At 72.2% G+C, this 22,082-nt stretch carries 17 protein-coding genes; 8 read left to right on the top strand and 9 right to left on the bottom strand.

The genetic code is table 11. The annotated features are described in order from the left end of the window. Positions 1-35: 35 nt before the first annotated feature. The 3 genes from IE269_RS04315 to IE269_RS04305 all read right to left on the bottom strand — a co-directional run bounded on the left by IE269_RS04315 (position 36) and on the right by IE269_RS04305 (position 3,625). Positions 36-1,256: a DUF5667 domain-containing protein gene (locus IE269_RS04315; RefSeq protein ID WP_189821293.1), complete on the bottom strand. Its 1,221-nt coding sequence runs from the start codon at positions 1,254-1,256 to the stop codon at positions 36-38. A 217-nt stretch (positions 1,257-1,473) separates the two neighbouring features. Beyond that, positions 1,474-2,262, bottom strand: a complete 789-nt coding sequence (locus IE269_RS04310; protein WP_189821292.1) for an ECF subfamily RNA polymerase sigma factor, BldN family — start codon at positions 2,260-2,262, stop codon at positions 1,474-1,476. Positions 2,263-2,662: 400 nt separating this feature from the next. Next, positions 2,663-3,625 (bottom strand): HAD family hydrolase, encoded by a 963-nt coding sequence (locus IE269_RS04305; RefSeq protein WP_189821291.1) that lies wholly within the window; start codon positions 3,623-3,625, stop codon positions 2,663-2,665. 149 nt (positions 3,626-3,774) lie between these two features. Between IE269_RS04305 and IE269_RS04300 the strand changes: the two genes are divergently transcribed. The 5 genes from IE269_RS04300 to IE269_RS04280 all read left to right on the top strand — a co-directional run bounded on the left by IE269_RS04300 (position 3,775) and on the right by IE269_RS04280 (position 9,365). Beyond that, positions 3,775-4,050: a glutaredoxin family protein gene (locus IE269_RS04300; protein ID WP_189821290.1), complete on the top strand. Its 276-nt coding sequence runs from the start codon at positions 3,775-3,777 to the stop codon at positions 4,048-4,050. A gap of 302 nt (positions 4,051-4,352) precedes the next feature. After that, complete coding sequence (locus IE269_RS04295; protein WP_189821289.1) at positions 4,353-5,123, top strand: redox-sensing transcriptional repressor Rex; 771 nt, start codon at positions 4,353-4,355, stop codon at positions 5,121-5,123. Then, positions 5,120-6,700: a glutamyl-tRNA reductase gene (locus tag IE269_RS04290; RefSeq protein ID WP_189821288.1), complete on the top strand. Its 1,581-nt coding sequence runs from the start codon at positions 5,120-5,122 to the stop codon at positions 6,698-6,700. The genes IE269_RS04295 and IE269_RS04290 overlap by 4 nt, the downstream gene beginning before the upstream one ends. After that, the gene (gene hemC, locus IE269_RS04285) at positions 6,697-7,671 is read left to right on the top strand and encodes a hydroxymethylbilane synthase (RefSeq protein WP_189821287.1); all 975 of its coding nucleotides are present in this window, start codon (positions 6,697-6,699) and stop codon (positions 7,669-7,671) included. The genes IE269_RS04290 and hemC overlap by 4 nt, the downstream gene beginning before the upstream one ends. Then, complete coding sequence (locus IE269_RS04280) at positions 7,668-9,365, top strand: bifunctional uroporphyrinogen-III C-methyltransferase/uroporphyrinogen-III synthase (RefSeq protein WP_189821286.1); 1,698 nt, start codon at positions 7,668-7,670, stop codon at positions 9,363-9,365. Before hemC ends, IE269_RS04280 begins: the two co-directional genes overlap by 4 nt. An 82-nt stretch (positions 9,366-9,447) precedes the next feature. Here the strand turns inward: IE269_RS04280 and IE269_RS04275 are convergent, their stop codons facing one another. Then, on the bottom strand, positions 9,448-10,305 hold the full coding sequence (locus tag IE269_RS04275; RefSeq protein ID WP_189821285.1) for an ANTAR domain-containing protein: 858 nt from the start codon (positions 10,303-10,305) through the stop codon (positions 9,448-9,450). Between the two features lie 215 nt (positions 10,306-10,520). On the opposite strand from IE269_RS04275, the gene hemB reads away from it, so the two are divergent. Beyond that, positions 10,521-11,513: a porphobilinogen synthase gene (hemB, locus tag IE269_RS04270; protein ID WP_189821284.1), complete on the top strand. Its 993-nt coding sequence runs from the start codon at positions 10,521-10,523 to the stop codon at positions 11,511-11,513. Between the two features lie 45 nt (positions 11,514-11,558). Here hemB and IE269_RS04265 read toward each other — a convergent pair whose 3' ends face one another. Next, positions 11,559-12,947, bottom strand: a complete 1,389-nt coding sequence (locus tag IE269_RS04265) for an META domain-containing protein (protein ID WP_189821283.1) — start codon at positions 12,945-12,947, stop codon at positions 11,559-11,561. Between the two features lie 206 nt (positions 12,948-13,153). Between IE269_RS04265 and IE269_RS04260 the strand changes: the two genes are divergently transcribed. Continuing rightward, the gene (locus tag IE269_RS04260) at positions 13,154-17,506 is read left to right on the top strand and encodes a hypothetical protein (RefSeq protein WP_189821282.1); all 4,353 of its coding nucleotides are present in this window, start codon (positions 13,154-13,156) and stop codon (positions 17,504-17,506) included. Between the two features lie 30 nt (positions 17,507-17,536). Here IE269_RS04260 and IE269_RS04255 read toward each other — a convergent pair whose 3' ends face one another. The 3 genes from IE269_RS04255 to IE269_RS04245 all read right to left on the bottom strand — a co-directional run bounded on the left by IE269_RS04255 (position 17,537) and on the right by IE269_RS04245 (position 20,015). After that, the gene (locus IE269_RS04255; RefSeq protein ID WP_189821281.1) at positions 17,537-18,076 is read right to left on the bottom strand and encodes a hypothetical protein; all 540 of its coding nucleotides are present in this window, start codon (positions 18,074-18,076) and stop codon (positions 17,537-17,539) included. Positions 18,077-18,252: 176 nt separating this feature from the next. After that, positions 18,253-19,125: an NAD(P)-dependent oxidoreductase gene (locus IE269_RS04250; protein ID WP_189821280.1), complete on the bottom strand. Its 873-nt coding sequence runs from the start codon at positions 19,123-19,125 to the stop codon at positions 18,253-18,255. A gap of 173 nt (positions 19,126-19,298) precedes the next feature. Further along, positions 19,299-20,015 carry a DUF4232 domain-containing protein gene (locus IE269_RS04245; RefSeq protein ID WP_189821279.1) on the bottom strand — a complete coding sequence of 239 codons (717 nt, stop codon included), beginning with the start codon at positions 20,013-20,015 and terminating at the stop codon, positions 19,299-19,301. 208 nt (positions 20,016-20,223) lie between these two features. Here IE269_RS04245 and IE269_RS04240 point away from each other — a divergent pair, with 208 nt between their 5' ends. Then, a complete protein-coding gene (locus IE269_RS04240) occupies positions 20,224-21,597 on the top strand; it encodes a helix-turn-helix domain-containing protein (RefSeq protein WP_229897440.1) in 1,374 nt (457 codons plus the stop codon). Positions 21,598-21,626: 29 nt separating this feature from the next. On the opposite strand, the gene IE269_RS04235 is transcribed toward IE269_RS04240, so the two are convergent. Continuing rightward, a complete protein-coding gene (locus IE269_RS04235) occupies positions 21,627-22,064 on the bottom strand; it encodes a PPOX class F420-dependent oxidoreductase (protein ID WP_189821277.1) in 438 nt (145 codons plus the stop codon). Positions 22,065-22,082: the final 18 nt, after the last annotated feature.

The raw sequence follows: 22,082 nt of genomic DNA, 5'->3' as shown, positions 1-22,082 counted from the left end.
CGGTGTTCTTCTGACCGGCCGCCGCTGCACGGCAGTTACCGCTTGTTGGTGTCCTCGCCGTCGATGCCCAGGCCCGGGAGTACGTCCGGGAGGATGGGCGGGATCGTGACGTCGGGGACGGCGGGCTTCGCGGGCTTGCCGGGGGTGGACGGGGCGGGCTTGTTGGACGGGGGGTCCAGCAGGTCGCCCGCGCCGCCGATCAGGCCGTCGGACTGCTTGCCGTCCGAGGAGGCGGGCGGAGGGCTGCCGGGCCTGCCCTGGTGGGGGCGGCCCGGGGTGGTGCCGGGGGCGGCGGGGCGGGTGCCGTCGGTGCGGTGCGGGGTGCCGGGGCGGTCCTTGTGGGCGCCCGGGGCGGACGGCTTCTGGTCGGACTGCGGGAGCGCGGGCAGCAGCGACCTGAGCGGGTTGACCTCTTGGTCTATGGCGTCGAAGACGGAGGAGACCTGCGAGCCGACGTCCCCCAGCTGGGCGGGCAGCAGGCCGCGCAGGCTGCTCCAACTGTCGCGGTGGGACTGGGCGAACGCGTCGAGGGCCTGGATGGGGCCGATGTTCCCGTCGCGCTCGTACGCCTCGTAGAGGAGCCGGTGGCCCTCGCCGACGTCGTGCTTCATCCCGTTCAACGTGCGTCTTACTTCGCCCAGTTGCTCGTGGTCGAGTTGGGCCGCTCGGCCCCGCTCCATGAGGCGTCTGGCCTCCTGGAGCCTGGTGGACGCCTGGTCGAGGTAGATCTGGCCGCGGTCGGACGCGTCGTCCGCCATGGTCAGCTTCAGATCTTCCATGCCGCGCTTGAGCCCGTACAGCGAATCACCGGGGAGGGCGTTGGAGCTGGCGGCGGCGACGCCGCCGAAGGCTCCGGCCGCGACTCCGACGGTGAGGCCGCCCGCCGCAAGGCCCTTCGACCAGCGGGAGCGGGGGCGCAATTTCCGGAGCGAGGTCGCCCGGTGGGCTCCCCGTCCGGTGCGCTGCTCGGGCACCTGAGGGCCCGCGGGCCCCCCCGCGGTGCCTTCCAGCAGCATGGCTTCCATGGCGGCGACGAGCTGGGCTCGTTGCACCACTTTGACCTCGGGGTCCATTTCCGGTGCGGGCAGGTCGCCAAGGCCCGAGACCAGGGAGAGCAGTGCTCCCTGGTCACCGGGCCCTTCGGCTGCTCCGGCCGTACCTTCGGGCTGTTCGGCCGCCGTGCCCTGGAGTTCCTGGTCCTCCAGGGCCTGGGCGAAGGCGTTGGCCCGCCGGTGCGCCGATACGTTAGCGATCACTGGCGGCACCTCCTCTCGTCATGACGATCGACTCCCCGGGTGATCCGGAAGGTTGCACGCCATGAGCACATTCACGCGATGGAGTGAGTGGCTGCGGGCATGGCGTGACCGCAGGGAGCCTGCATTCCGCACAACGAGCCGCCGGGCACTTGGGTTACGGACGAAAGATGATCCGACTGCCGAAGAAGTCAGGTTTCGACAGCTGGTGATCGAACGGTCACCTGGCGTCGTCGGGGAGCAGACGGGCGAGTGTGCGGACCGCCCGGTACTGGAGCGTCTTGATCGCGCCCTCGTTCTTGCCCATGACGCGGGCGGTCTCGGCGACCGAGAGCCCTTGCAGGAAGCGGAGTGTGACGCACTCCTGCTGCTGCGGATTCAGCTTCCGTACGGCTTCGAGGAGGGCCGCGTTGGAGAGGGACTCCAGTACGGAGTCCTCGGGGCTGCGCTCGACCTCGTTGGCGTCGAGCATTTCGCCCGTGGTCACTTCGAGCCTGAACCGGCTCGATTTGAAGTGGTCCGCGACCAGGTTGCGGGCGATCGTGACCAGCCAGGCGCCGAAGTCACGGCCCTGCCAGGTGAAGGTGGAGATCCTCCGCAGGGCGCGCAGGAACGTCTCGCTGGTCAGGTCTTCTGCCGTCGCCTTTCCGCCGACGCGGTAGTAGATGTAGCGGTAGACCGTGTCGCTGTACTGGTCGTAGAGGCGGCCGAAAGCATCGGCCTCGCCTCCCTGCGCGCGCTCGACGAGGTCCATCATGCGCGCGCTGTCGCTGTCGGCGGTGGGCCGACGGACGGTGGACGTGCCGGTGCCCGACCCGCCGCCGGCGCCGCGGCTACGTCTGCCCACGGCGGCACCGCCGTCGGCCAGGGCGTAGCAGGGTCCTGCGGGTAGAGGGGTGGCAAAGGCGGGGACGGCGTACGCGGTGGGGACGAAGCCGCGCAGTCGGTCGATGACCGTTGCGCGCAGCGTAGCCAGGCCCGAGGCGTCAACCCCGACGTGTGGGTACACGGGACTCCCAGAGGCAGAGCTTCCATCACGTGCAGTGCCGGACTGTTCACTCGTGATGCTGATGAATGGGTTCCGGAATGCGTCTGAGGAGAATAACGCTTCGTACAGGCAGCACTACACCCAGTTGCTCAAATCATCGTTTCCGTCGCTTCTGTTGCGTCTGAGTGACGGTTCAAGTAGCAGATAGTGACCACTTGTTGATCGGTTCGCGTCGTGAACTGGCGGAATGCGGGATCTGTTGTGGCCGAGTGGCGGGGGGACGACTGGCCGACGGGTTCGGCGGGTAAGACCCGGGGATTGGCCGCCGAACGGCTGTGGCACGGAAAAGGGCCGGGCCCGCCCCCTCATGTGGGGCGGGCCCGGCCCTCGTTCGTACGAGAAGGGCAAGAAGCGGAATCCGTCAGCGGCGACGGCGGTGCAGTGCGAGGGCCGCGGCGGTGCCTCCGGCGAGTGCGCCGACGCCGGCGGCGGCCGGGATGCCGACCTTCGCGGCCTTGCGGCCGGTGCGGTAGTCGCGCAGCCGCCAGTCGCGCTCGCGGGCGTACTTGCGGAGCTTGGCGTCCGGGTTGATCGCGTACGGGTGGCCGACGAGCGAGAGCATCGGGATGTCGTTGTGGCTGTCGCTGTACGCGGCGCAGCGGGTCAGGTCCAGGCCCTCGGCGGCGGCGAGCGCGCGGACGGCCTCGGCCTTGGCGGGGCCGTGCAGGGGTTCGCCGACCAGGCGGCCGGTGTAGACGCCGTCGTGGGACTCGGCGACCGTGCCGAGCGCGCCGGTCAGGCCCAGGCGCCGGGCGATGATCGTGGCGGTCTCGACGGGGGCGGCGGTGACGAGCCAGACCTTCTGTCCGGCGTCCAGGTGGGCCTGGGCGAGGGCGCGGGTGCCGGGCCAGATGCGCTCGGCCATGTACTCGTCGTAGATCTCCTCGCCGATGGTCATCAGTTCGGAGACCTTGTGGCCCTTGACGATGGACAGGGCGCTCTCGCGGGCGTCCTGCATGTGCTCGGGGTCCTCGACGCCGGCGAGCCGGAACCAGGCCTGCTGCCAGGCGAAGCGGAAGAGTTCCTGGCGCTCGAAGAACTTGCGCTTGTAGAGGCCGCGGCCGAAGTGGAAGATCGCGGCGCCCTGCATGACCGTGTTGTCGAGGTCGAAGAAGGCGGCGGCCTTGGTGTCGCCGGGGACCGGGAATTCGGGTTCCGCCGGTTCTGTGGAGTCGGGGGAATCGGGCTCGGCGGCGCGGGCCGCCTCCAGCTCTTCGAGTTCCTGTGACGACTTGCGTGCTGCTTCGGCTGCAGCCTCGCCCGCCAGCACGCTCCGTGCGGTCGCGGAGCGCCTACGGGGGGTGAGCCATCCCAGTGCGGCCATGTCGTGAGCATAGCCATTCTGTTCGGAAGTTCCTGAGCGGGAGGGCTGCGAGGGCGTGAACTCTCTGCGTCCGGGTTGTTACGGCGCGCTGGGGCGGGTGGTGACGGAGGGCCCTGCCCGGCGGTGGCGGGGGCGTCCAGAATGGGGGGATGAGCCCTTTGCTGCGACGTAGGAAGAAGGAGCCCGCCGAGCGGGTGGTGACGCTGATCGGGAAGCCGGGGTGTCATCTGTGCGATGACGCACGGGTGGTGGTCGAAGCCGTGTGCGGGGAGCTGGGGGTGCGGTGGGAGGAGAAGGACATCTCGGTGGATGCGGAGCTGCACCGGGAGTACTGGGAGCAGATTCCGGTGGTGCTGGTGGACGGGGAGCAGCACACGTTCTGGAAGGTGGATGCGGGGCGCCTTCGGCGGGAGCTGGGCGGATAGGCGGCGACAGGCCGACGGATGGGCGCAGACGGTTGAGCGGCGTACCATCGGGGGCGGTTTGAGGTGGCTTGGGGGTTGGATTGTGAGGAGAGTGTCCGGGTTTGCCCCCGAAGGAATGGCGACGTCACCGTGTGTGTTCCGGTTCCAGGGTGACGCGACGTGAACGCGTGACCCCGGTCACTTTGCTTGGACAAATCGGACACAATCTTTGTGCACGCGTTCACAAAGACATAGCCTGCATCCGACGGGGCGGTCTTGGGACATACGGCCGCCTACAGCCCCGCTCATCCCGCAGGAGCACCGTGGCAACTGGCCGAACTCACCGACCGGCGACCCGTAGCCGAGGCATTCCCGAGGCCACCGTCGCCCGACTTCCGCTGTATTTGCGCGCCCTGACCGCCCTTTCCGAGCGGTCCGTGCCGACCGTGTCGTCGGAGGAGCTGGCAGCAGCCGCGGGGGTCAACTCCGCGAAGCTGCGCAAGGACTTCTCGTACCTCGGTTCCTACGGGACCAGGGGTGTCGGGTACGACGTCGAGTACCTCGTCTACCAGATCTCGCGCGAGCTGGGCCTCACCCAGGACTGGCCGGTCGTCATCGTCGGCATCGGTAACCTCGGTGCGGCACTGGCCAATTACGGAGGGTTCGCCTCCCGTGGTTTCCGCGTGGCCGCCCTCATAGACGCGGACCCCGCGATGGCCGGGAAGCCGGTCGCCGGGATGCCGGTCCAGCACACCGACGAGCTGGAGAAGATCATCGAGGAGAACGGCGTCTCCATCGGGGTCATCGCGACCCCGGCGGGCGCCGCCCAGCAGGTCAGCGAGCGGCTGATCGCCGCCGGCGTGACCTCCATCCTCAACTTCGCGCCGACCGTCCTCCAGGTGCCCGAAGGCGTCGACGTACGCAAGGTCGACCTCTCGATCGAGCTCCAGATCCTCGCGTTCCACGAGCAGCGCAAGGCCGGTGACGCGGAGGCTGCCGCCGCCGCTGCCGCCTCCGTGCTGCCGCCCCGTGCCGCCGACGGCCCGACCCGGAAGGGACCCGACGGCGACGTGCCCGCCGTGATGCCGGCATGAGTCTTCTGGTCGTCGGGCTGAGCCACCGCAGCGCGCCCGTCAGCGTGCTGGAGCGTGCCTCGCTCTCCGTCGACGCCAAGGCGAAGCTGCTCCAGGACACCCTCGCGTCCGAGCCCGCCGCCGAGGCGACGGTGCTCGCCACCTGCAACCGCATCGAGCTGTACGCCGACGTGGAGAAGTTCCACGCGGGTGTCGCCGAGCTGTCGACGCTGCTGGCGCAGCACAGCGGCGTCGGGCTGGAGGAGCTCACTCCTTATCTGTACGTCCACTACGAGGACCGGGCCGTCCACCACCTCTTCTCGGTGGCGTGCGGTCTGGACTCGATGGTCGTCGGCGAGGGGCAGATTCTCGGGCAGATCAAGGACGCGCTGGCGCTCGGGCAGGAACTGCACACCGCCGGGCGGCTCATCAACGACCTCTTCCAGCAGGCGCTGCGGGTCGGCAAGCGCGCGCACTCCGAGACCGGGATCGACCGGGCCGGGCAGTCGCTCGTCACGTTCGGGCTCGAGCAGCTCGCCGCCGGTGCGCCCGTCGCCGAATGGGCCGCGGGCAAGCGGGCGCTGGTGATCGGCGCGGGCTCGATGTCCTCGCTGGCCGCCGCCACGCTCGTACGGGTCGGGGTCGCCGAGGTCGTCGTCGCGAACCGCACCGCCGCGCGCGCCGAGCGGCTGGCCGAGATCCTGGGCCAGTCGGGCGGGGCCGCGCGCGCCGTGCCGATGGACGAGGTGGCCCAGGAGCTGACACGAGTCGACGTCGCGATCTCCTGTACCGGGGCGACGGGCCTCGTACTCACCGTCGAGGACGTCGCCACGGCCCTCGGCCTGGACGCTGGGACCGCCGCCGGTGCCGCCGAGCCCGGTCACGTACCGCAGATGCGTCACGAGGCCGACCCCAACTCCCTTGAACTGCACGCCGCGTGGGCCGACAACGGGGAGGCCGCCGCGCAGGCGCAGCCCCGGATCCGGCCGCGGGGCGACAGCGCGAAGGCCGTGCGCCTCGCGCTGCTGGACCTCGCGATGCCGCGTGACATCGACGGTGCCGCGCACCGGCTCGACGGCGTACGCCTGGTGGACATCGAGTCGCTGGCGGACGCCTCGGCCGATGCCCCGATGGCGTCCGACGTGGACCAGGTGCGCGGGATCGTCGGCGAGGAAGTGGCCGCCTTCGGTGCCGCCCAGCGGGCCGCGCAGATCACCCCGACCGTGGTGGCGCTGCGCAGCATGGCCGCCGACGTGGTGACCAACGAGGTGGCCAGGCTGGAAGGCCGGCTGCCCGGGCTGGACGCCAAGCAGCGGGCGGAGATCACGCAGACCGTGCGTCGCGTGGTCGACAAGCTGCTGCACGCGCCGACCGTACGGGTCAAGCAGCTGGCCAGCGAGCCCGGCGGCGCCGGGTACGCGGACGCGCTGCGCGAGCTGTTCGACCTCGACCCGCAGACGGTCGCGGCGGTCAGCCGGGCCGACGGCCCGAAGGGTGCCGAGGGCAACGGAGCACTGGGCGCGCAGGGCTCGCAGGGCCCGCAGGGCGAAACGAACGACACCGCTGGTGCCGAGAGTGCGAAGAGAGGGCGGGCATGACTGATGCCGCGAAGGCCGGAACGGCCTTGAAGCTGGGGACTCGGCGCAGCAAGCTCGCCATGGCCCAGTCCGGCCACGTCGCCGAGTGGGTTCGTGAACTCACCGGCCGCGACGTGGAGTTGGTGGAGATCACCACCTACGGCGACGTGTCGAAGGAGCAGCTCGCGCAGATCGGCGGCACCGGCGTCTTCGTCACCGCGCTGCGCGACGCGCTGCTGCGGGGCGAGGTGGACTTCGCCGTGCACTCGCTGAAGGACCTGCCGACCGCGCAGCCCGAGGACCTGGCGCTGGCCGCCGTCCCCGTGCGGGAGGACCCCCGCGACGTACTCGTGGCGCGCGACGGTCTGACCTTCGCGCAGCTGCCGGACGGGGCGCGCGTGGGCACCGGTTCGCCGCGCCGGATGGCGCAGCTGAACGCGTACGCCCGCAGTCACGGGCTGCGCATCGAGACCGTCCCGATCCGGGGGAACATCGACACCCGGGTCGGTTACGTACGAAACGGCGAGCTGGACGCGGTGGTTCTCGCCGCGGCCGGGCTGCGCCGTATCGGCAGGGTGGAAGAGGTGTCCGAGTTCCTGGACACCGACATCGTCCTGCCCGCCCCCGGTCAGGGGGCGCTGGCCATCGAGTGCGCGGCGTCCAACGCCGACCTCGCTGCCGTGCTCGCCGAGCTCGACGACCCGCACACGCGGTTCGCCGTGACGGCCGAGCGTGCCCTGCTCGCCGCCCTGGAGGCCGGTTGCAGTGCCCCTGTCGGGGCCCTGGCCGACCTGTTGGTTGACGGGCAGATTGTCAATGAAATGCGCCTGCGCGGCGTCGTCGGCTCGATCGACGGCTCCGAGCTGGTGCAGCTGTCCACTACCGGTCCCGTACCCACGTCGCACCACGCCGCGGAGGCTCTCGGGCGCGAACTCGCGTCGGAGATGCTCGCCAAGGGTGCGGCCGGTCTTATGGGGGAGCGAGCACTTTGAGCCCCACCACCACACCCGCATCCTCGGCGTCCTCGGCTTCGTCGGGGTTCCCCGCACCTGGGCACGTCACCTTCCTCGGCGCCGGCCCCGGCGATCCGGGCCTGCTGACTCTGCGCGCCGTCGAGGCGCTGGCGAGCGCGGACGTGCTCATCGCCGAGCCGTCGGTCCTCGACGTCGTACGCGCCCATGCCAAGGCGGGCGTAAGTACGCCGCAACTGGCCGTAGTTGACGACTCGTCAGTAACTTCGGGCACGTCTGCGACCCGGACGCCCATGTCGTCCAAGGTCGTGGTCAATCTTGTCATGGAGGCTGCGCGCAGCGGCAAGCGGGTCGTGCGTGCGGTCTCCGGCGACCCCGGGCTCGACGGCAACGCGGGCGAGGAGATGCTCGCGTGCGCGGCCGAGGGGGTGGCCTTCGAGGTCGTTCCCGGCGTCGCCACGGCCGTCGGCGTGCCCGCCTACGCGGGGGTTCCGCTGCGGGACGCGCAGGGCGCGGACGTGCGCTTCGTGGACGCGCGGACGGCGGACGAGCGGTGCTGGAGCGAGGTGGGTTCGAGCGACGCGACCGCTGTCGTCTCGACCACGCTCGACTCGGTCGCCGCTGCCGCCGGCGAGCTGGTCTCGGCGGGCCGCAAGCCCGACACCCCGATGACGGTCACCGTCGCCGGCACGACGACCCGCCAGCGCACCTGGAACGCCACGCTCGGCACGGTCGCCCAGGTCCTCAAGCAGGCGAAGGTGCTCCCCTCCCCGGAGGGCCACCAGCCCGTCATAGCCGTGGTCGGCGAGCGCAGTGCCGCCGCCCAGCGCGACCAGCTGTCGTGGTTCGAGTCGAAGCCGCTCTTCGGGTGGCGGGTGCTCGTACCGCGTACGAAGGAGCAGGCGGCGTCGCTCTCCGACCAGCTGAGGTCGTACGGAGCGGTACCGCACGAGGTGCCGACCATCGCGGTCGAGCCGCCGCGCACCCCGCAGCAGATGGAGCGGGCGGTCAAGGGCCTGGTCACCGGGCGGTACGAGTGGATCGCCTTCACCTCGGTGAACGCCGTCAAGGCCGTGCGGGAGAAGTTCGAGGAGTACGGGCTCGACGCCCGGGCCTTCGCGGGGATCAAGGTCGCCGCGGTGGGCGAGCAGACGGCCGCCGCCCTGGTGGAGTTCGGCGTCAAGCCCGACCTCGTACCCAGCGGTGAGCAGTCGGCCGCCGGTCTGCTGGAGGACTGGCCGCCGTACGACCCGGTCTTCGACCCGATCGACCGCGTCTTCCTGCCGCGCGCCGACATCGCGACGGAGACGCTGGTCGCGGGCCTGATCGAGCTGGGCTGGGAGGTCGACGACGTCACCGCCTACCGGACCGTGCGCGCCTCGCCGCCGCCGGCTGACACGCGGGAGGCGATCAAGGGCGGTGGCTTCGACGCCGTGCTCTTCACGTCGTCGAGCACCGTGCGGAACCTGGTGGGCATCGCCGGGAAGCCGCACAACGTGACCGTCATCGCGTGCATCGGTCCCGCCACGGCCAAGACGGCCGAGGAGCACGGGCTGCGGGTCGACGTCCTGTCGCCGGAGCCGTCGGTGCTGCGGCTGGCGGAGGCGCTGGCCGAGTTCGGCGCGGCGCGGCGGACGGCGGCGCTGGAGGCCGGCGAGCACGTGGCCCGGCCGAGCGAGCGGCGGCCGGGGTCGCGCAGGCGGCGGACGACGTAGCGTGCGTGGTCAGGGGCGGTTCGCGGGGTTTCCCTGCGGGCCGCCCCTTTCTCGTACCTCTTCGTCATGTACGAGGCGGGGCTCAGCGGCGGCGGCCGGCCGTGCCGCGGTGATGGGTGCCGAGCGCGTGGAGGTACTCCAGGGCGTCCAGCAGGACCGTGCGGTTGTACCAGGTGAGCCACTGGCCGGCCTGGGCGCCGAGGGCGGCGAGGGCGTCGGACTGGGCCTCGGAGACGCCCTTCAGCCGGTGGTCGAGGTGGGCGGAGACCATGCCGACGCAGACCCCCGAGGCCGTCACGAAGGGGACGCTGTGGGCGGCGCGGGAGCCCGCGGCGAGGATCGCGTGGCGGGAGGCCTCGTCGAAGACGGGGTCGGACTCGACGTCGTGGACGGTGACCTGGGCGACGTTCTGGGCGGCGAGGGAACAGGAGGTGCCCTTCTCGCCGACGTGCGCGAAGAAGTCGACGAAGTCGTCGGTGAGACCGGTGTGCTGCTCCAGGCGCAGGCCGCCGCGGACACGGTCGGGGAGCTGGACGTTGCCCATGGGGGTGTCCAGGACGGCGAGGGTCTGGCTGAGGACCGCGCGCAGGACGGACGCCTGGTTGGGCTCGTCGCGGGAGGTGCTCCGGCGGGCTGCCGGGAAGGTCAGCGGCGGGGCGGGCAGGCGGGTGCGCTGCGGGAACCACAGGGGGCTGCGGTGGTCGGGGCGGGGCGTGCGGACGACGGCCTCGACGAGCTGGCGCATGCGGACGTTGTGCTGCTGGGAGGCGCGCTGGAGGAGGGCGAAGGCGGACTCGCCGTCGGGGAGGGAGTAGCGCTCCTGGAGGATGCCCTGGGCCTGGGAGATGAGGGGGTGGGTCTGGGCGCGGGCGCGGAGGTGACGGAGTTCGCTGCGCAGGCGTTCGAGCTCGGGGTCCTCGGGGGCGGGGTGGTCCGTCACGGGGCGGGTCCTTTCGGGTCGGGGGGGGGGGCTGGGGCTGAGTGACTCCCTGGGCTGGGGGCCTGGGTGACCCCCTAGCTGACCACACGGGCGGGGTGGGACGGGAGTGGGGTGGGGGCGCCCGCACCCGGCGCCGCACCCGGGCCGGGAGGGGTGGGGCGGGGGCCGACACGCGGTCGGTAAAGGGGGCGGAGGGTGAGGCGTAGCGTGGGCGCATGACTGTGTATGGCTCTTTTCCGGGGGCTCGGCCCCGGCGGTTGCGGACCACTCCGGCGATGCGGCGCATGGTCGCGGAGACCCGGCTGGACCCCGCCGACCTGATCCTCCCCGCGTTCGTACGGGAGGGAATCGGCGAGCCCGTGGCGATCAACGCCATGCCCGGGGTGTACCAGCACACGCTGGACACCCTGCGCAAGGCGGCCGCGGAGGCCGTCGCGGCGGGTGTCTCCGGGATCATGCTGTTCGGCGTCCCCGAGGACGCCAAGAAGGACGCGGCGGGCACGGCGGGCACGGACCCGGACGGCATCCTCCAGGTCGCGCTGCGTGCGGTGCGCGAGGAGGTCGGGGACGACCTCGTGGTGATGTCCGACCTGTGCCTGGACGAGTTCACCGACCACGGGCACTGCGGGGTGCTGGACGCCGAGGGCCGGGTCGACAACGACGCCACCCTGGAGCGGTACGCCGAGATGGCCCAGGTGCAGGCCGACGCGGGCGCGCACGTGGTCGGGCCGAGCGGCATGATGGACGGTCAGATCGGTGTCGTACGCGATGCGCTGGACGGGATCGGGCGCGAGGACGTGTCGATCCTGGCGTACACCGCGAAGTATTCGAGCGCGTTCTACGGGCCGTTCCGCGAGGCCGTCGGGTCCTCGCTGAAGGGCGACCGCAAGACGTACCAGCAGGACCCGGCCAACAGCCGTGAGTCCCTGCGGGAGTTGGCGCTCGACCTGGAGGAGGGCGCGGACATGGTGATGGTGAAGCCCGCCGGTCCCTACCTCGACATCCTCGCGAAGGTCGCGGAGAGCGTGGACGTGCCGGTGGCCGCGTACCAGATCAGCGGTGAGTACGCGATGGTCGAGGCGGCCGCGGAGAAGGGGTGGATCGAGCGGGAGCGGGCGATCCTGGAGACCCTGACCGGCATCAAGCGGGCCGGTGGGCAGATGATTCTGACGTACTGGGCGACGGAGGCGGCGCGGATGCTGCGCTGAGGCGGTCTTCTGAGTGGTGGCGGGCGTGTCCTTCGGGGGCGCCCGTCAGGGCTTTTCCAGGGGGAAGCCCCACTGCTCGCCCAGTGGCTTCGTCTCCCAGTTCTTCTGGTCCTGCGACGTGTGTGGCTTGGCGTAGGTGAAGCCCTTGGAGAGCCGCTGGAGCAGGTCGCGGGAGCCGTGCTGCTGGATCTCCGGGCAGATGAAGGTGCGGTCGGTGACCTCGACGACGTCGGAGATCCGCACCGTACCCTTCTCGACCTGCGCGCGAGCGGCGAACTCGTCGCAGCCGGAGTGCCCGCGGACATGGCCGTCGGCGTCGATGCGCAGGCCGGCGCCCGGGCCCGGCGGGTCGGTGTAGTCGCCCGAGACGGCGTCGATGCGGGGGATGTTCCACCAGGCGCCGGTCAGGCGGTCGGGGCCGGAGGAGGGGCCGTCGGGCACCGGCGTCGTCGCGGGACGGCCGGGGGAGTTCGCGCTGAACGCGGGGGCGCCCTGGCGCGTGAACTCGATGGTCCGGAAGTCCTTCTTGAACTGGTACGGGCCGTCGAGCCTCTTCATCAGCTCCGCCGCGCGGGCGGCCTTCGCGTCCGGACCGGCGGCGTCGTGGCCGGGCTTGTTCGTGCACTGGTCGGGCGGCAGCGCGCGGACGTCGAAGAACCTGATGTCCGGACGGCCCACGGAGACGGCCGCTCCTCCGGCGAAGCGTTGGCAGCCGTTGAAGCCGCGTACGGTGCCGCCTTCCAGCCAGAAGAAGGGGGCGGTCTCGGGCGCGTGGTCGCCGGGGTCGGTGAACCACTTCATGCCGTCGATCTCGTTGGGCCGCAGGAAGAAGGCATGCGCGGGCACGGCTTCCAGGAGCGGGGTCTTCGGGGCGTTCGGGGCGTACAGGCCGAGGACGCCCTTGTCGTAGTCGATGCGGTAGGAGAGGGCGGGGGTGCGGAGTGCCTTCAGCATCTCCTGGTGAAGTCCGGGGAGTTCGGGCATCTCGGAGGCGCTGCCGGAGCAGTTCTGCGACGGGGTGTCCTTGAGGTCGGTGAAGGTGATCTTCCGGGCGGCGGGCGGGGTGATCTCGGCCCGGGCGGTGAAGGAGCCGCAGGGGGTCGAGCCGTCCACGGTGTGGTTTCCGGCGATGGTGAGGTGGGCGCCGTAGTAGTCGTCGCGCGGGGCGTCCCGGTCCGGGCCCGTGCGGCCGTTGAGGGAGAGCAGGACCCACTTGGTCGCGATCAGGGGGAGGGGGAAGGGGTTGGATCGGGCGGGGGGTGGGGGTGGGGGTGCGGGGGTGCCTCCGGAGGGCGGCCCCGGGGTACTCGGGCCGGTTGCCGAGGGGGAGGGGCGGGGGCTTTCGGCGGGGCTTCCGCAGCCGGCCAGGAGCAGGGCGGCGGCGAGCAGGAGGGCGCCGGGCAGGGGGCGGGTGATGCCGGGGCGGCGGGCCATCACTGGATGGTAGGGCGTCTCGTTCCGGTGGTAACTCCCTTTGGGGCGAGTGGAGTTGATCGACTCCGCTCGTGTGCGGCCTGCGGGGGGGGGGGGGGGGGGTGGGGGGCTCGGGGCGTTGTCAGTGGTGGCTTCTACAGTGGTTGCACTGATCGGAAAGGGGTCGGTGGGGCGGTCGGCTGCGGCCGCTCGCAGGGAGAAGTGCGGTGGCAACGGGGGCGGTTCGGGTGCTGTGGAAGTTCGAGGTCGACGGGTACGTGGTGGGGCTCGACGCGGACTTGGAGTGGGAGTTCCGCAACCCGCGCGGCGGCCGGCTCAAGCAGCTGCCGAAGAAGGCGGAGGGGCACCCCGAGCGGGACGCCATGGTCCGGTTCCTGCGCATGGTGGGCATACACGGCAACGACTGCCGGGCGCGCGTGAAGAGGTGGGCCGACCGCGGGGTGACGGCCGTGCCGGAGGAGCTGGCCGCGGATCCGGTGTGGGGGGCGGCGCTGGAGGAGGCGGGTATCCGGGCCGTACCCGGGGGAGTTTCCGCCGTGGACGAGGACGCGGACGGGTCGCTGCTGGTCGGGCGGGCATATGAGCACTCCCTGACCGGGCATCGGATCGTCATGGTCGTGCGGGAGGAGGCCGCCCGGTACCGGGACGTGACGATGCGGCACGCCGGGTGGGAGCGGGCGGAGGGCTTCGAGGTCGCGTACGTGCCGGGACCCGTACCGGAACTGCCTTTCCCGGAGCGGGCGTTGGCGGCGCATCCCGGCATGGAGGAGACCGTGCTGGACGCGGCCGGGAGGCTCTTCGACTGCGGGCTGTACAAGAAGGACCTCGACATCTTCTTCAAGGAGCTGGAGCAGAGTGCCCCGGTCCTCGTCCCGCTGTTCCTCGACGAGATCGCGCTGAACTGCCTGCGCGGATACCCGGGCGGACACGGGGTCGACATCGAGGCCGCCACCGCCTACTTCGGGCGGGCCCGCCTCGCCGAGCGGGAGCGCGGACGGCCCATGGACTACAACTGGCTGGACGGCCGGTACCTGCACTTCGCCGGTGCGGGTGCGATCTCGGCTACGACGCTGCGCGCCCGCGCCAAGGAACTGGCGGTGAAGGGCGCCTGCACCCCGGAACACGTCGAGGACTTCCGGGAACTGCTGGTGGCCCGGGTGATCGGGGACGCCGAGAGCGCGGACCTCTGGGTGTACGCCCAGCTGCCGGCCGACCTCGCCAGGGTGGCCAAGGCGGCGGGGCTCGACCCCGAGGACGAGCTGGTGACGCTGCTCGTGGACTCCGGGCTGGTCGGGAACGTATCGCTGAGCGACGACGTGTTCTGGGCGACCGTCCTGAAGGGCAAGGCGTACGAGCGGGCCGTCGCCCAAGAGCCCGAGGCGGCGCGGGCGGGGGTGCTGCGGCTGATCCCCACTCCCCTCCCCGAACGGCAGGCCTTGTGGCGGGAGTTCGTGGAGCGCAGTGGGCTGTTGGCCCGGCTGGGCGGCGAGCTCGGTGAGTTCGGTGAGTTCGGTGAGGAGGAGGGCCTGGCGCCGGGGGAGGCGGCGGAGTGGTTCGGCCGCTGCATCTACTCCTTCAGCACCCGGCGGCAGCCGAGCCCGCAGATGTACGAACTGGCGCAGCGGATCGCCCCCCGGCTGCGGGCGGACGGCATGCCGGTGCAGATCCCGTACGAGTCGCTCCGCAAGAACTACTCGCTGGGACTGCCGCTGGACCTGATCGACCTGCTGCTGGAGCACGGGGTGCCGGTCGCGGATCCGCAGCCGCTGTTCGGCCGGGCCCATCTGGACTACCTCCTGCTGGCGCAGCGGCCCCAACTGTCCTTCCTGCGGGCCGACGCGCGGTTCGGGCGGGAGCTGAAACGGCTGCTGCGGGCCCTGCTCGACATGACGGACGACCTCACCACGGGCGGCAACTCCTGGTACCAGCCGCACGAGGACAAGGGCTGGGCCACCCTGCCCCCGCTGTTCACGAACGAGCTGGGGCACGAGGTGCTGGGCGAGTGGTGCGCTGCCGAACGGGAGCGGGTGCGGGCCGGCGGGTTCGACCTGGAGAGGCTGGCGCTGCTGCTCGGCAGGTTCGTGCACGCCGGGGCGGCGGTGGACGCGCTCCCCGAGGGCGTGCGCGCCGGGCTCGCGAAGGAGCTGGCGGTCCTTGACCCGGTGGACCTGCTGATGCGGGAGCTGCCGGAGGGGTCGGTGCGCGCGGAGGCCGAGGCCCAGCTCGCGGACCAGGAGCCCAATTCCACGTACCGGGTGAAGGGGATGCCGCTGTCGGGCTCGCTCCTGATGCAGGAGACGGTGAACTGCCGGGTGGGGTTGGGGAAGTTGATCGCCCGGCTGGGGAAGGGGGCGGCGGGGGACGGGGGCGACCCGGCTGCGGTTGCGGGCTCGGGCTCGGCTGCGGTTCCGGGGTCGGCCTCGGCTGCGGCTGCGGCTGCGGCTGCGCCTTCGGCTTCGCGGAAGGTCGTGCCGGAGCGTGAGGTGCTGCCGGAGCGAGGGGTGGGGGAGCTCTGCGCCCACATGGTCGCGTGGGCGCGGGGGGCCGACGGGGCTGCGGGGGCGGACAAGGCGGACGCGACCGGTGGGGCCGTGGTCTCGCAGGTGCAGGAGATCTCGATCTGGGAGGGCGGGGTGACGGAGCCCAGCGCGCGGTCCCGGGTCACGGGGGGCGCCCTTGACCACATGTTCTCCCTGCACGCCTACGCCTCCCGGCACGTCCTGATGCACGGGACCCGGTGGTGGCGCGACGACAACGCCCAGCCGGCCGTGTTCGCCGGGTACGCGAAGTACCCCTTCCTCGCGGGGGCCGAGGACGGCACCCCCGGGAAGTGGCGGGTCGTACGGACCGCGTGGAACGGGGAGCGGGGCGCGTTCGCCGGGTCCGTCTACCGGACGCGGACCTCCGTCGCGGTCGTCGTGAGCACCAGGCCGACGTTCCGGGTGCTCCTGGAGTACGCGCCGGAGGGGAAGTTCGCGGACGGCGGACCGCTGGCGGCCGCCGGGGTGGCGGTCATCGAAACGTACGAACTGACCCCGCAGCGACCGCCCGCGTGGTACGCCGACTACGCCCGGCTGCTGAAGGAGCGCGGCAAGCGCCCCGCCCGGCCGGATCTCGCCGCCGCCCTCGGCGCGGCGACGGGGCTCTCGCCGGCCGCCGCGACCGCGCTGCTCGTGGGGCAGTTGCAGTGCACGCCGCGACCGCCGTTCGACGTCCCGAGCACGCTGTCCCCCAAGTTCAACCTGCCGGACGCGTGGGAGGTGCGGCAGGCCGACGTGGAGGCGGAGGCGGCGGTGCTGGACGAGCTGCTGGACCGGGACGACGTCGCGACCCTGTACGACCTGCTGCTCCCGGACGACGCCGAACTGCTGTGGACCGAGGGGCCGGACGTCGCCCGGGCGGCGCGCTGGTGGCGCGAGCGCTTCGGAGAGCCGATACCCGTACCGGACCGGGTCCTTCCGTTGGCCCGGAAGGAGTTGGTGCGGCCCACCGGGGAGGACGTGTTCCGGCGGGACCGGCAGGGCCGGCGGGAGCCGTGGTGGCCGATGTTCCGATTCGACGCGGTGGCGGCGCGGGTGGCGACCGGTGCGGGGGTGCTGGACGAGGGGCTGCCGTTGCACGCGGGGCGGCCGGACCTGCTGGGCTCGGTGCGGGTGGCGGCGTGGCTGGCGTACCGCACGCCGTACGGGGACCCGTTGCGGCCCGCGATCGGCGCGGCGATCGGACGGCTGCGGGCGGAGGTCGCGGACCGGCGGCCGGGGACACCGCTCACGCTCTTCGCCACCCAGTCCAACTACCTGATGGGCGCGCCCGATGCGCTGGAGTTCACGTCCCTGGGGGAGCACCCCGCGGTGACGGTCGAGGACGACCCGGTCCACGACATGCGCAACGTGCGGGTCGACCCGGCGCTGCTCGCCGGACCGGCGGACCCGGTGCTGGACGGACTGGACGGCTACCTGGACTCCGTGCTGCCGTCGCAGTGGGTCCCGGCGTCGAACGGGCTGCCCGGGACGGCGGACCTGCGGGTGCTGCTGTCACCCGAATTCGGGGAGCTGGGGCGGGCGTTGGAGGCCGAGTCGGAGCGGCATCCGGAGGAGGGCCAGGAGGGGGGCCCGGAGGGGGCTTCCGGGTGGGCGCAGGATCCGACGCGGTCGGCGCCGCACGTGGTGGCGGCGTGCGCTGAGGGGTACGGGCTCGGCGCCGACGCGGCGTCGTACTTCCTGATGCTGGCCGTGCTGCCCGACCCCACGGACCGGATGGTCAAGCAGTGGACCGGCTGGAAGCCCGCCCGCTTCAAGGCCGCGAAGGAGGAACTGGCCGCGTCGGGGCGGGTGCTGGCGGCGTCACGGACGCGGGCGGGACGGTCGTTGTTCGTGCCGGGGCAGTGGCTGGGCCGCAAGACACCGCGCCTGCCGGTGGAGGCGTCCAAGGCCCGGCTGCTGGGCCCGTACATGGCGGAACACCGTTCCACCGCCCACCTGGTGACGGTGCCGCACGGACCGGTGGCGGCGCTGTTCGAGGGGTGGGCGGCGGAGAGGGGGCTGCCGCTGGGCGGCTGAGCGGGGCCTCGGGATCCCGGTGCCTCGGGGTCAGTGCCAGCGGAGGCGGTCGCCGGGGGTGGCGTGGCAGGAGATGCGGGTGCCGTTGGCGTCGACCGTGCTCACGCCGCGCAGGCGCTTCGGGCAGAACTGGCCTGCCTTGTAGTGCTTGCCGCTGGGGGAGAGGATCGCGCCGCCCGCCGGGACCTTCGACTGCTTGGGGGGCTTGGGGGCGGTGGTGCGCTTGGGGGCGGTGGTCCGCTTGGGCGTGGTGGTCCGCTTCGGGGCGGCGGTGTGCCGGGGGGCGGGCGGCGCGGCGAGGCGGGCCGGGGGTGCGGCGGGAGCGGACGTCGCGGCCGTCGGGGTCGGTACGGCCGTGGGGGTGCTCGAAGCGGTCGCCGTCTCGGTCGCGGTGGGGGTCGGGGTCGGCGAGGGGGTGGCCGACGCGGTGACCGTCGCGGACGGGGTCGCGGAGTGGGAGGGCGCTGCCGCCTTGGTGGTGTCCTGGCAGCCGGTGACCAGCAGTGCGGCGAGGAGGGCCGTGCCGGGCAGGGCGAGGCGGCGGACGAGGGCGGAGGTGCGGGGAGACATGCGGGGCCGATCCTGGGCGGGGGAGGGGGTGGGCAGTGCCCAGGTTCGTATGGGGGAGGTAAGGAAACACGTGTCGTCGGTCCCGTTTGGGGCGGCTGAAAGCCCCGGATCGACGGGGCTTTCGGCGCGGGGGTACGGGTCCTTCGGCGGTCGACGGGCCAGTGGGTTCGCTGGGCTCAGCGGGTGAGGAGTTCGGCGAGGCGGGAGAGGCCGTCGGTGGCATGGCCCTCGGCGATCGCGCGGTCGAGGAGGGGCTGAAGGCCGGTCAGCAGGTCGACCGGGAGGCCCTGGTCGCGGTGGGTGGCAAGGAGGTTGGGCAGGGCGGCGTGGTTCACGGCGATGGTGGAGACGGCGGTGGCGTGGGTGTCGGCGTCTAGCGACTTGCCCCAGGCGGCGGGGGCGGCGGTCATGCCGATGAGGAACTGCTGGAGCTGCTCGGCGAAGTCCGTGGTGGGCAGGCCCGCCGAGCGGATCAGGGCGAGCGCCTGGGCGGCACCGGTGAACAGGCCGTACATGCCGGTCAGCAGGGCCATGTCGTACAGCGAGGCCAGGCCCGGGTCCGTACCGACGTACCGGGGGTCGCCGAAGCGGGCGAGGAGGGGGCGGTGGGTGGTGAAGGCCTGCTCGTCGCCGCTGTAGTAGATGTACGAGTGGGGTGTGCCGATCAGCTGGGGGATGGCCATGATGCCGCCGTCGAGGTAGGTCGCGCCCTGCGCCTGTGCCCAACTCGCCCTCTGGCGGGCCTGTTCCGGGGTGCTGTTGGTGACGTTGACCAGGGTCTTGCCCTTGAGGGCGCCGGACTCCGCCACCGGGGCCAGGACCTCGGCGACCGTCTCGTCGGTGAGGAGGCAGACCAGGGTCAGGTCCGTGGCGGCGACGGCTTCGGCGGGGGTGGGGGCCGGGGTGGCGCCCTGTTCGGCGAGGCCGGTGGTGCGGGAGGGGGTGCGGTTCCAGACGGTGATCGGGTGGCCGGCGGCGAGGGCGGTCGAGGCGAGCGCGTGGCCCATGTTGCCGAGGCCGAGGAAGGTCACGGGGGTGGGTTCGGGCATGGCGGGGCTCCTCCGGGAGGCGGTGGGACAGGGGCCCCGGGCTGGGGCCCCTCATCGTGCGGAGGAGGAGTGCGGTTCATCAAGTACGTACTTTTTTGTGCGTGGTTGAACCGCAGTACGGGGTGGCTGCCGCCGGGGGCCGCAGCCGTGGGGGCGACGGGGGGACGGGCGGCTCAGAGGCTGCTGACGTCGTTCAGGTCGGACTGCCAGAAGGAGACCCGGATGCTGTTGTCGATGTAGACGCCCTTGGCGGGGAGGGGCACCGGGGCGAAACCGTCGAGGTTGCGCTGGTCCTTGTCGTAGAAGCCGATGGACAGGGACTTCGCGGTGTAACCGGGGTCCGGGGTGCCCGTGGGGGAGGAGAGCTTCACGGCGGCGTACCCGCTCCGGCCCGGCCGGAGGCTGACGACGGCCTGCGGCTGGGTGTCCTTCATCGACGGCGGTACGGACTGCGCGCCCTCGAAGCGGACCACCGGGGCGTAGAAGAGGTCGCAGAGCTTGGAGCCCTTGTTGGTGGCGGTGAGGATCATCGTGTTGAGGGGGCGGTCCACGACCTGGGCGGTGACCTTGATGGTGGAGGCGTCGCAGCGGGCGCGGTGGGCGGGGGCGTCGGGGTCGGCGGCTCCGCCGCTGCCGGTGGTGGTGCTGGTGGTGGTCTTGCCGGTGCTGCCGGAGGGAGTGTGCTGGGTGTCGCCGGAGGACTTGCCGGAGCTTGACGTTCCGGTGGAGGTGTTGTCGCCGGGGGCCTTGCCGTCCGGGGCGGCCGGGGCGGAGGCATGGGCGGAACCCGCGTCCTTGGTGCCGTCACCGTTCTGACAGGCGGTCAGGGAGAGGGACGCGATGAGGGCGGCTGAGGTGAGGGCGAAGAGGCGGGTGGTGCGTGCGGACATGGTGGGGCTCGTTTCTGTGCGGTCGGCGTGGTGGAAGCGGGCCGCTCGACCGGTGGGCGGGAGCGGCGTGCTTTGATGCCCAGAGCTTGCACGAGGAGGCGTCCCAGCGGCCTGAGTTGACGGGCAGTTGGGGACGGTGGAACGTTCGTACTGGCTTTGACCTGCGGTGATGCGGTGTGCCTGGAACGCCGGGATGGGATGGGGAGCAGTGTCCGAGACCGAGGGAGCGGCCGAATTCGCGCAGACCCTGCGCGCGTTGAAGGATCGTTCGGGCCTCAGTTACGGGGTGCTGGCCAAGCGGCTGCACATGAGTACGTCGACGCTTCACCGGTACTGCAACGGGGATGCCGTACCGACGGAGTTCGCCCCCGTGGAGCGCCTGGCGAGGGTGTGCAAGGCGACTCCGGACGAGATGGTGCAGGTGCACCGGTTGTGGATTCTGGCGGATGCGGCGCGGGGGAGGAGGACGGCGCCGGATGCCGGGCGGACGGCGGCTGTTGAGGGGCGGGCCTCGGAGGGGGCCGTGCGGGAGGTTCCGGACTCGGAGCCCTCAGAGCCCTCAGAGCCCTCAGAGCCCCCGGGGACTCCGGGGGAGCGTGACACCACACCGCTTGTCTCCACCGCCGGGTCCAGCGGCTCCACCGGAGGCGCGTCCGGCAGGACCTCCGCCCCCGCCGCGAAGCGGCGTCGTAACACCCTCGTCGGAGCGGCGGTCGTCCTCGCGGTGGCCACCTCCACCGTCCTCGTCACCCAGCTGACCGGCGGCGGGCACGGCCAGGCCCCCGACGGGCGTCCAGCGAGCGCCCGTACGCCCGCCGTGCCGACTGCGGGGGCAGGCGCGCAGGGCGGGCGACCGGTGACCTCCCCGCCCGGCACCGCGACCGCCGCACCGCCCAGGTCCGCGCCCCCGACCCCGGCCGATCGCGATCCCGGCCCCGGCAAGGAGGGGCCCGGGAAGAAGGGACCGGCGGTTTCCGCCGCACCCTTCTCCGCCTCGGTACGGCCCTTCGTGTACGAGAGCCCGTGCAGCCAGTTCTTCCTCGTGGACAGCCCGCCGGACAAGGTCTCCCCGCCGCCGAGCGAGCAGGACGCCCCCGGCTGGGCCGCCTCGTTCAAGGCCGTCTCCGCCGACGACCAGCTCGTCGCGCTCACCCTCCAGGGCCGGTCGAAGGAGACCGTCGTCCTGGAGGCGCTGCACGTACGCGTCGTACGGAGCGGGGCGCCGCTGCCCTGGAACCGGTACGCCGCCGGGGTCGGCTGCGGCGGGAACGTCGACACCAAGTCGTTCGCCGTGGACCTGGACGCCGGGCGGCCGACCGCCGTCCCGCACGCCGGGCAGCGGGACTTCCCGTACAAGATCAGTGAGACGGATCCCGAGGTCTTCTACGTGAAGGCGAAGGCCCGTACGCACGACGTCAGTTGGTACCTGGAGCTGGAGTGGTCCAGCGGCGACCGGCACGGGGTGCGGCGGATCGACGACCGGGGGAAGCCGTTCCGTACGAGCGGGTCGGCGGGCCGGCCCCTCTACAACCACCCGCTCGGCAGTACGGCCTGGGAGAAGCCGCTCGAAGAGACGGGCTGAGGGGGCGGCCGTACAGGTGCCGGGCCCGGTCAGGCGGAGGGGCGGGCGTGCTCCGCGTACCGGGCCTCGTACCAGGTGTCGCCGACCGGGACCGGCTTCTCGCCCTCCAGGTTCCAGCCCCACGAACGGGTGGGCGTGATCCGCAGGAAGTGCCCCGGACCCATCGCGCCGGTCCGCTCGAACGGACCGGCCGCGATGCCGTACACCCGCAGTCCCCTGGCCGTGAACGGGTCGAACGACGGAAGATCGTCCACGACCAGCGCGACCTGCGCCTCCCCGCCCTCGGGCACGTTGCGGAACTTCCGGGTCGCGAGGACGGACACGCCGCCCCCGCCCACCCAGAAGTACGTGCCGTCGAACTCGAACGCCACCGGCACGACGTCCGGCTGTCCGTCCGGGGCCACCGTGGACAGGCGGGCCAGGGGCTGGGAGCGGAGGTAGGCGAGTTCGTGCGCGGTGAAGGTCATGCGGGGTGTCCTTCAGGC

Source organism: Streptomyces spiroverticillatus, from assembly GCA_014650415.1.
Taxonomy (GTDB): Bacteria; Actinomycetota; Actinomycetes; order Streptomycetales; family Streptomycetaceae; genus Streptomyces; species Streptomyces spiroverticillatus.
Note: the sequence above shows the minus strand (reverse complement) of the source record. Positions and strands in the feature narration are given on the sequence as shown.

What these genes read in the sequence shown, in the direction of transcription:
- hemC (WP_189821287.1), top strand. Translation starts at nt 6,697, where the DNA reads ATGACTGATGCCGCGAAGGCCGGAACGGCCTTGAAGCTGGGGACTCGG.
- IE269_RS04265 (WP_189821283.1), bottom strand. Translation starts at nt 12,947, where the DNA reads ATGGCCCGCCGCCCCGGCATCACCCGCCCCCTGCCCGGCGCCCTCCTG.
- IE269_RS04255 (WP_189821281.1), bottom strand. Translation starts at nt 18,076, where the DNA reads ATGTCTCCCCGCACCTCCGCCCTCGTCCGCCGCCTCGCCCTGCCCGGC.
- IE269_RS04250 (WP_189821280.1), bottom strand. Translation starts at nt 19,125, where the DNA reads ATGCCCGAACCCACCCCCGTGACCTTCCTCGGCCTCGGCAACATGGGC.
- hemB (WP_189821284.1), top strand. Translation starts at nt 10,521, where the DNA reads ATGACTGTGTATGGCTCTTTTCCGGGGGCTCGGCCCCGGCGGTTGCGG.
- IE269_RS04235 (WP_189821277.1), bottom strand. Translation starts at nt 22,064, where the DNA reads ATGACCTTCACCGCGCACGAACTCGCCTACCTCCGCTCCCAGCCCCTG.
- IE269_RS04305 (WP_189821291.1), bottom strand. Translation starts at nt 3,625, where the DNA reads ATGGCCGCACTGGGATGGCTCACCCCCCGTAGGCGCTCCGCGACCGCA.
- IE269_RS04245 (WP_189821279.1), bottom strand. Translation starts at nt 20,015, where the DNA reads ATGTCCGCACGCACCACCCGCCTCTTCGCCCTCACCTCAGCCGCCCTC.
- IE269_RS04300 (WP_189821290.1), top strand. Translation starts at nt 3,775, where the DNA reads ATGAGCCCTTTGCTGCGACGTAGGAAGAAGGAGCCCGCCGAGCGGGTG.
- IE269_RS04290 (WP_189821288.1), top strand. Translation starts at nt 5,120, where the DNA reads ATGAGTCTTCTGGTCGTCGGGCTGAGCCACCGCAGCGCGCCCGTCAGC.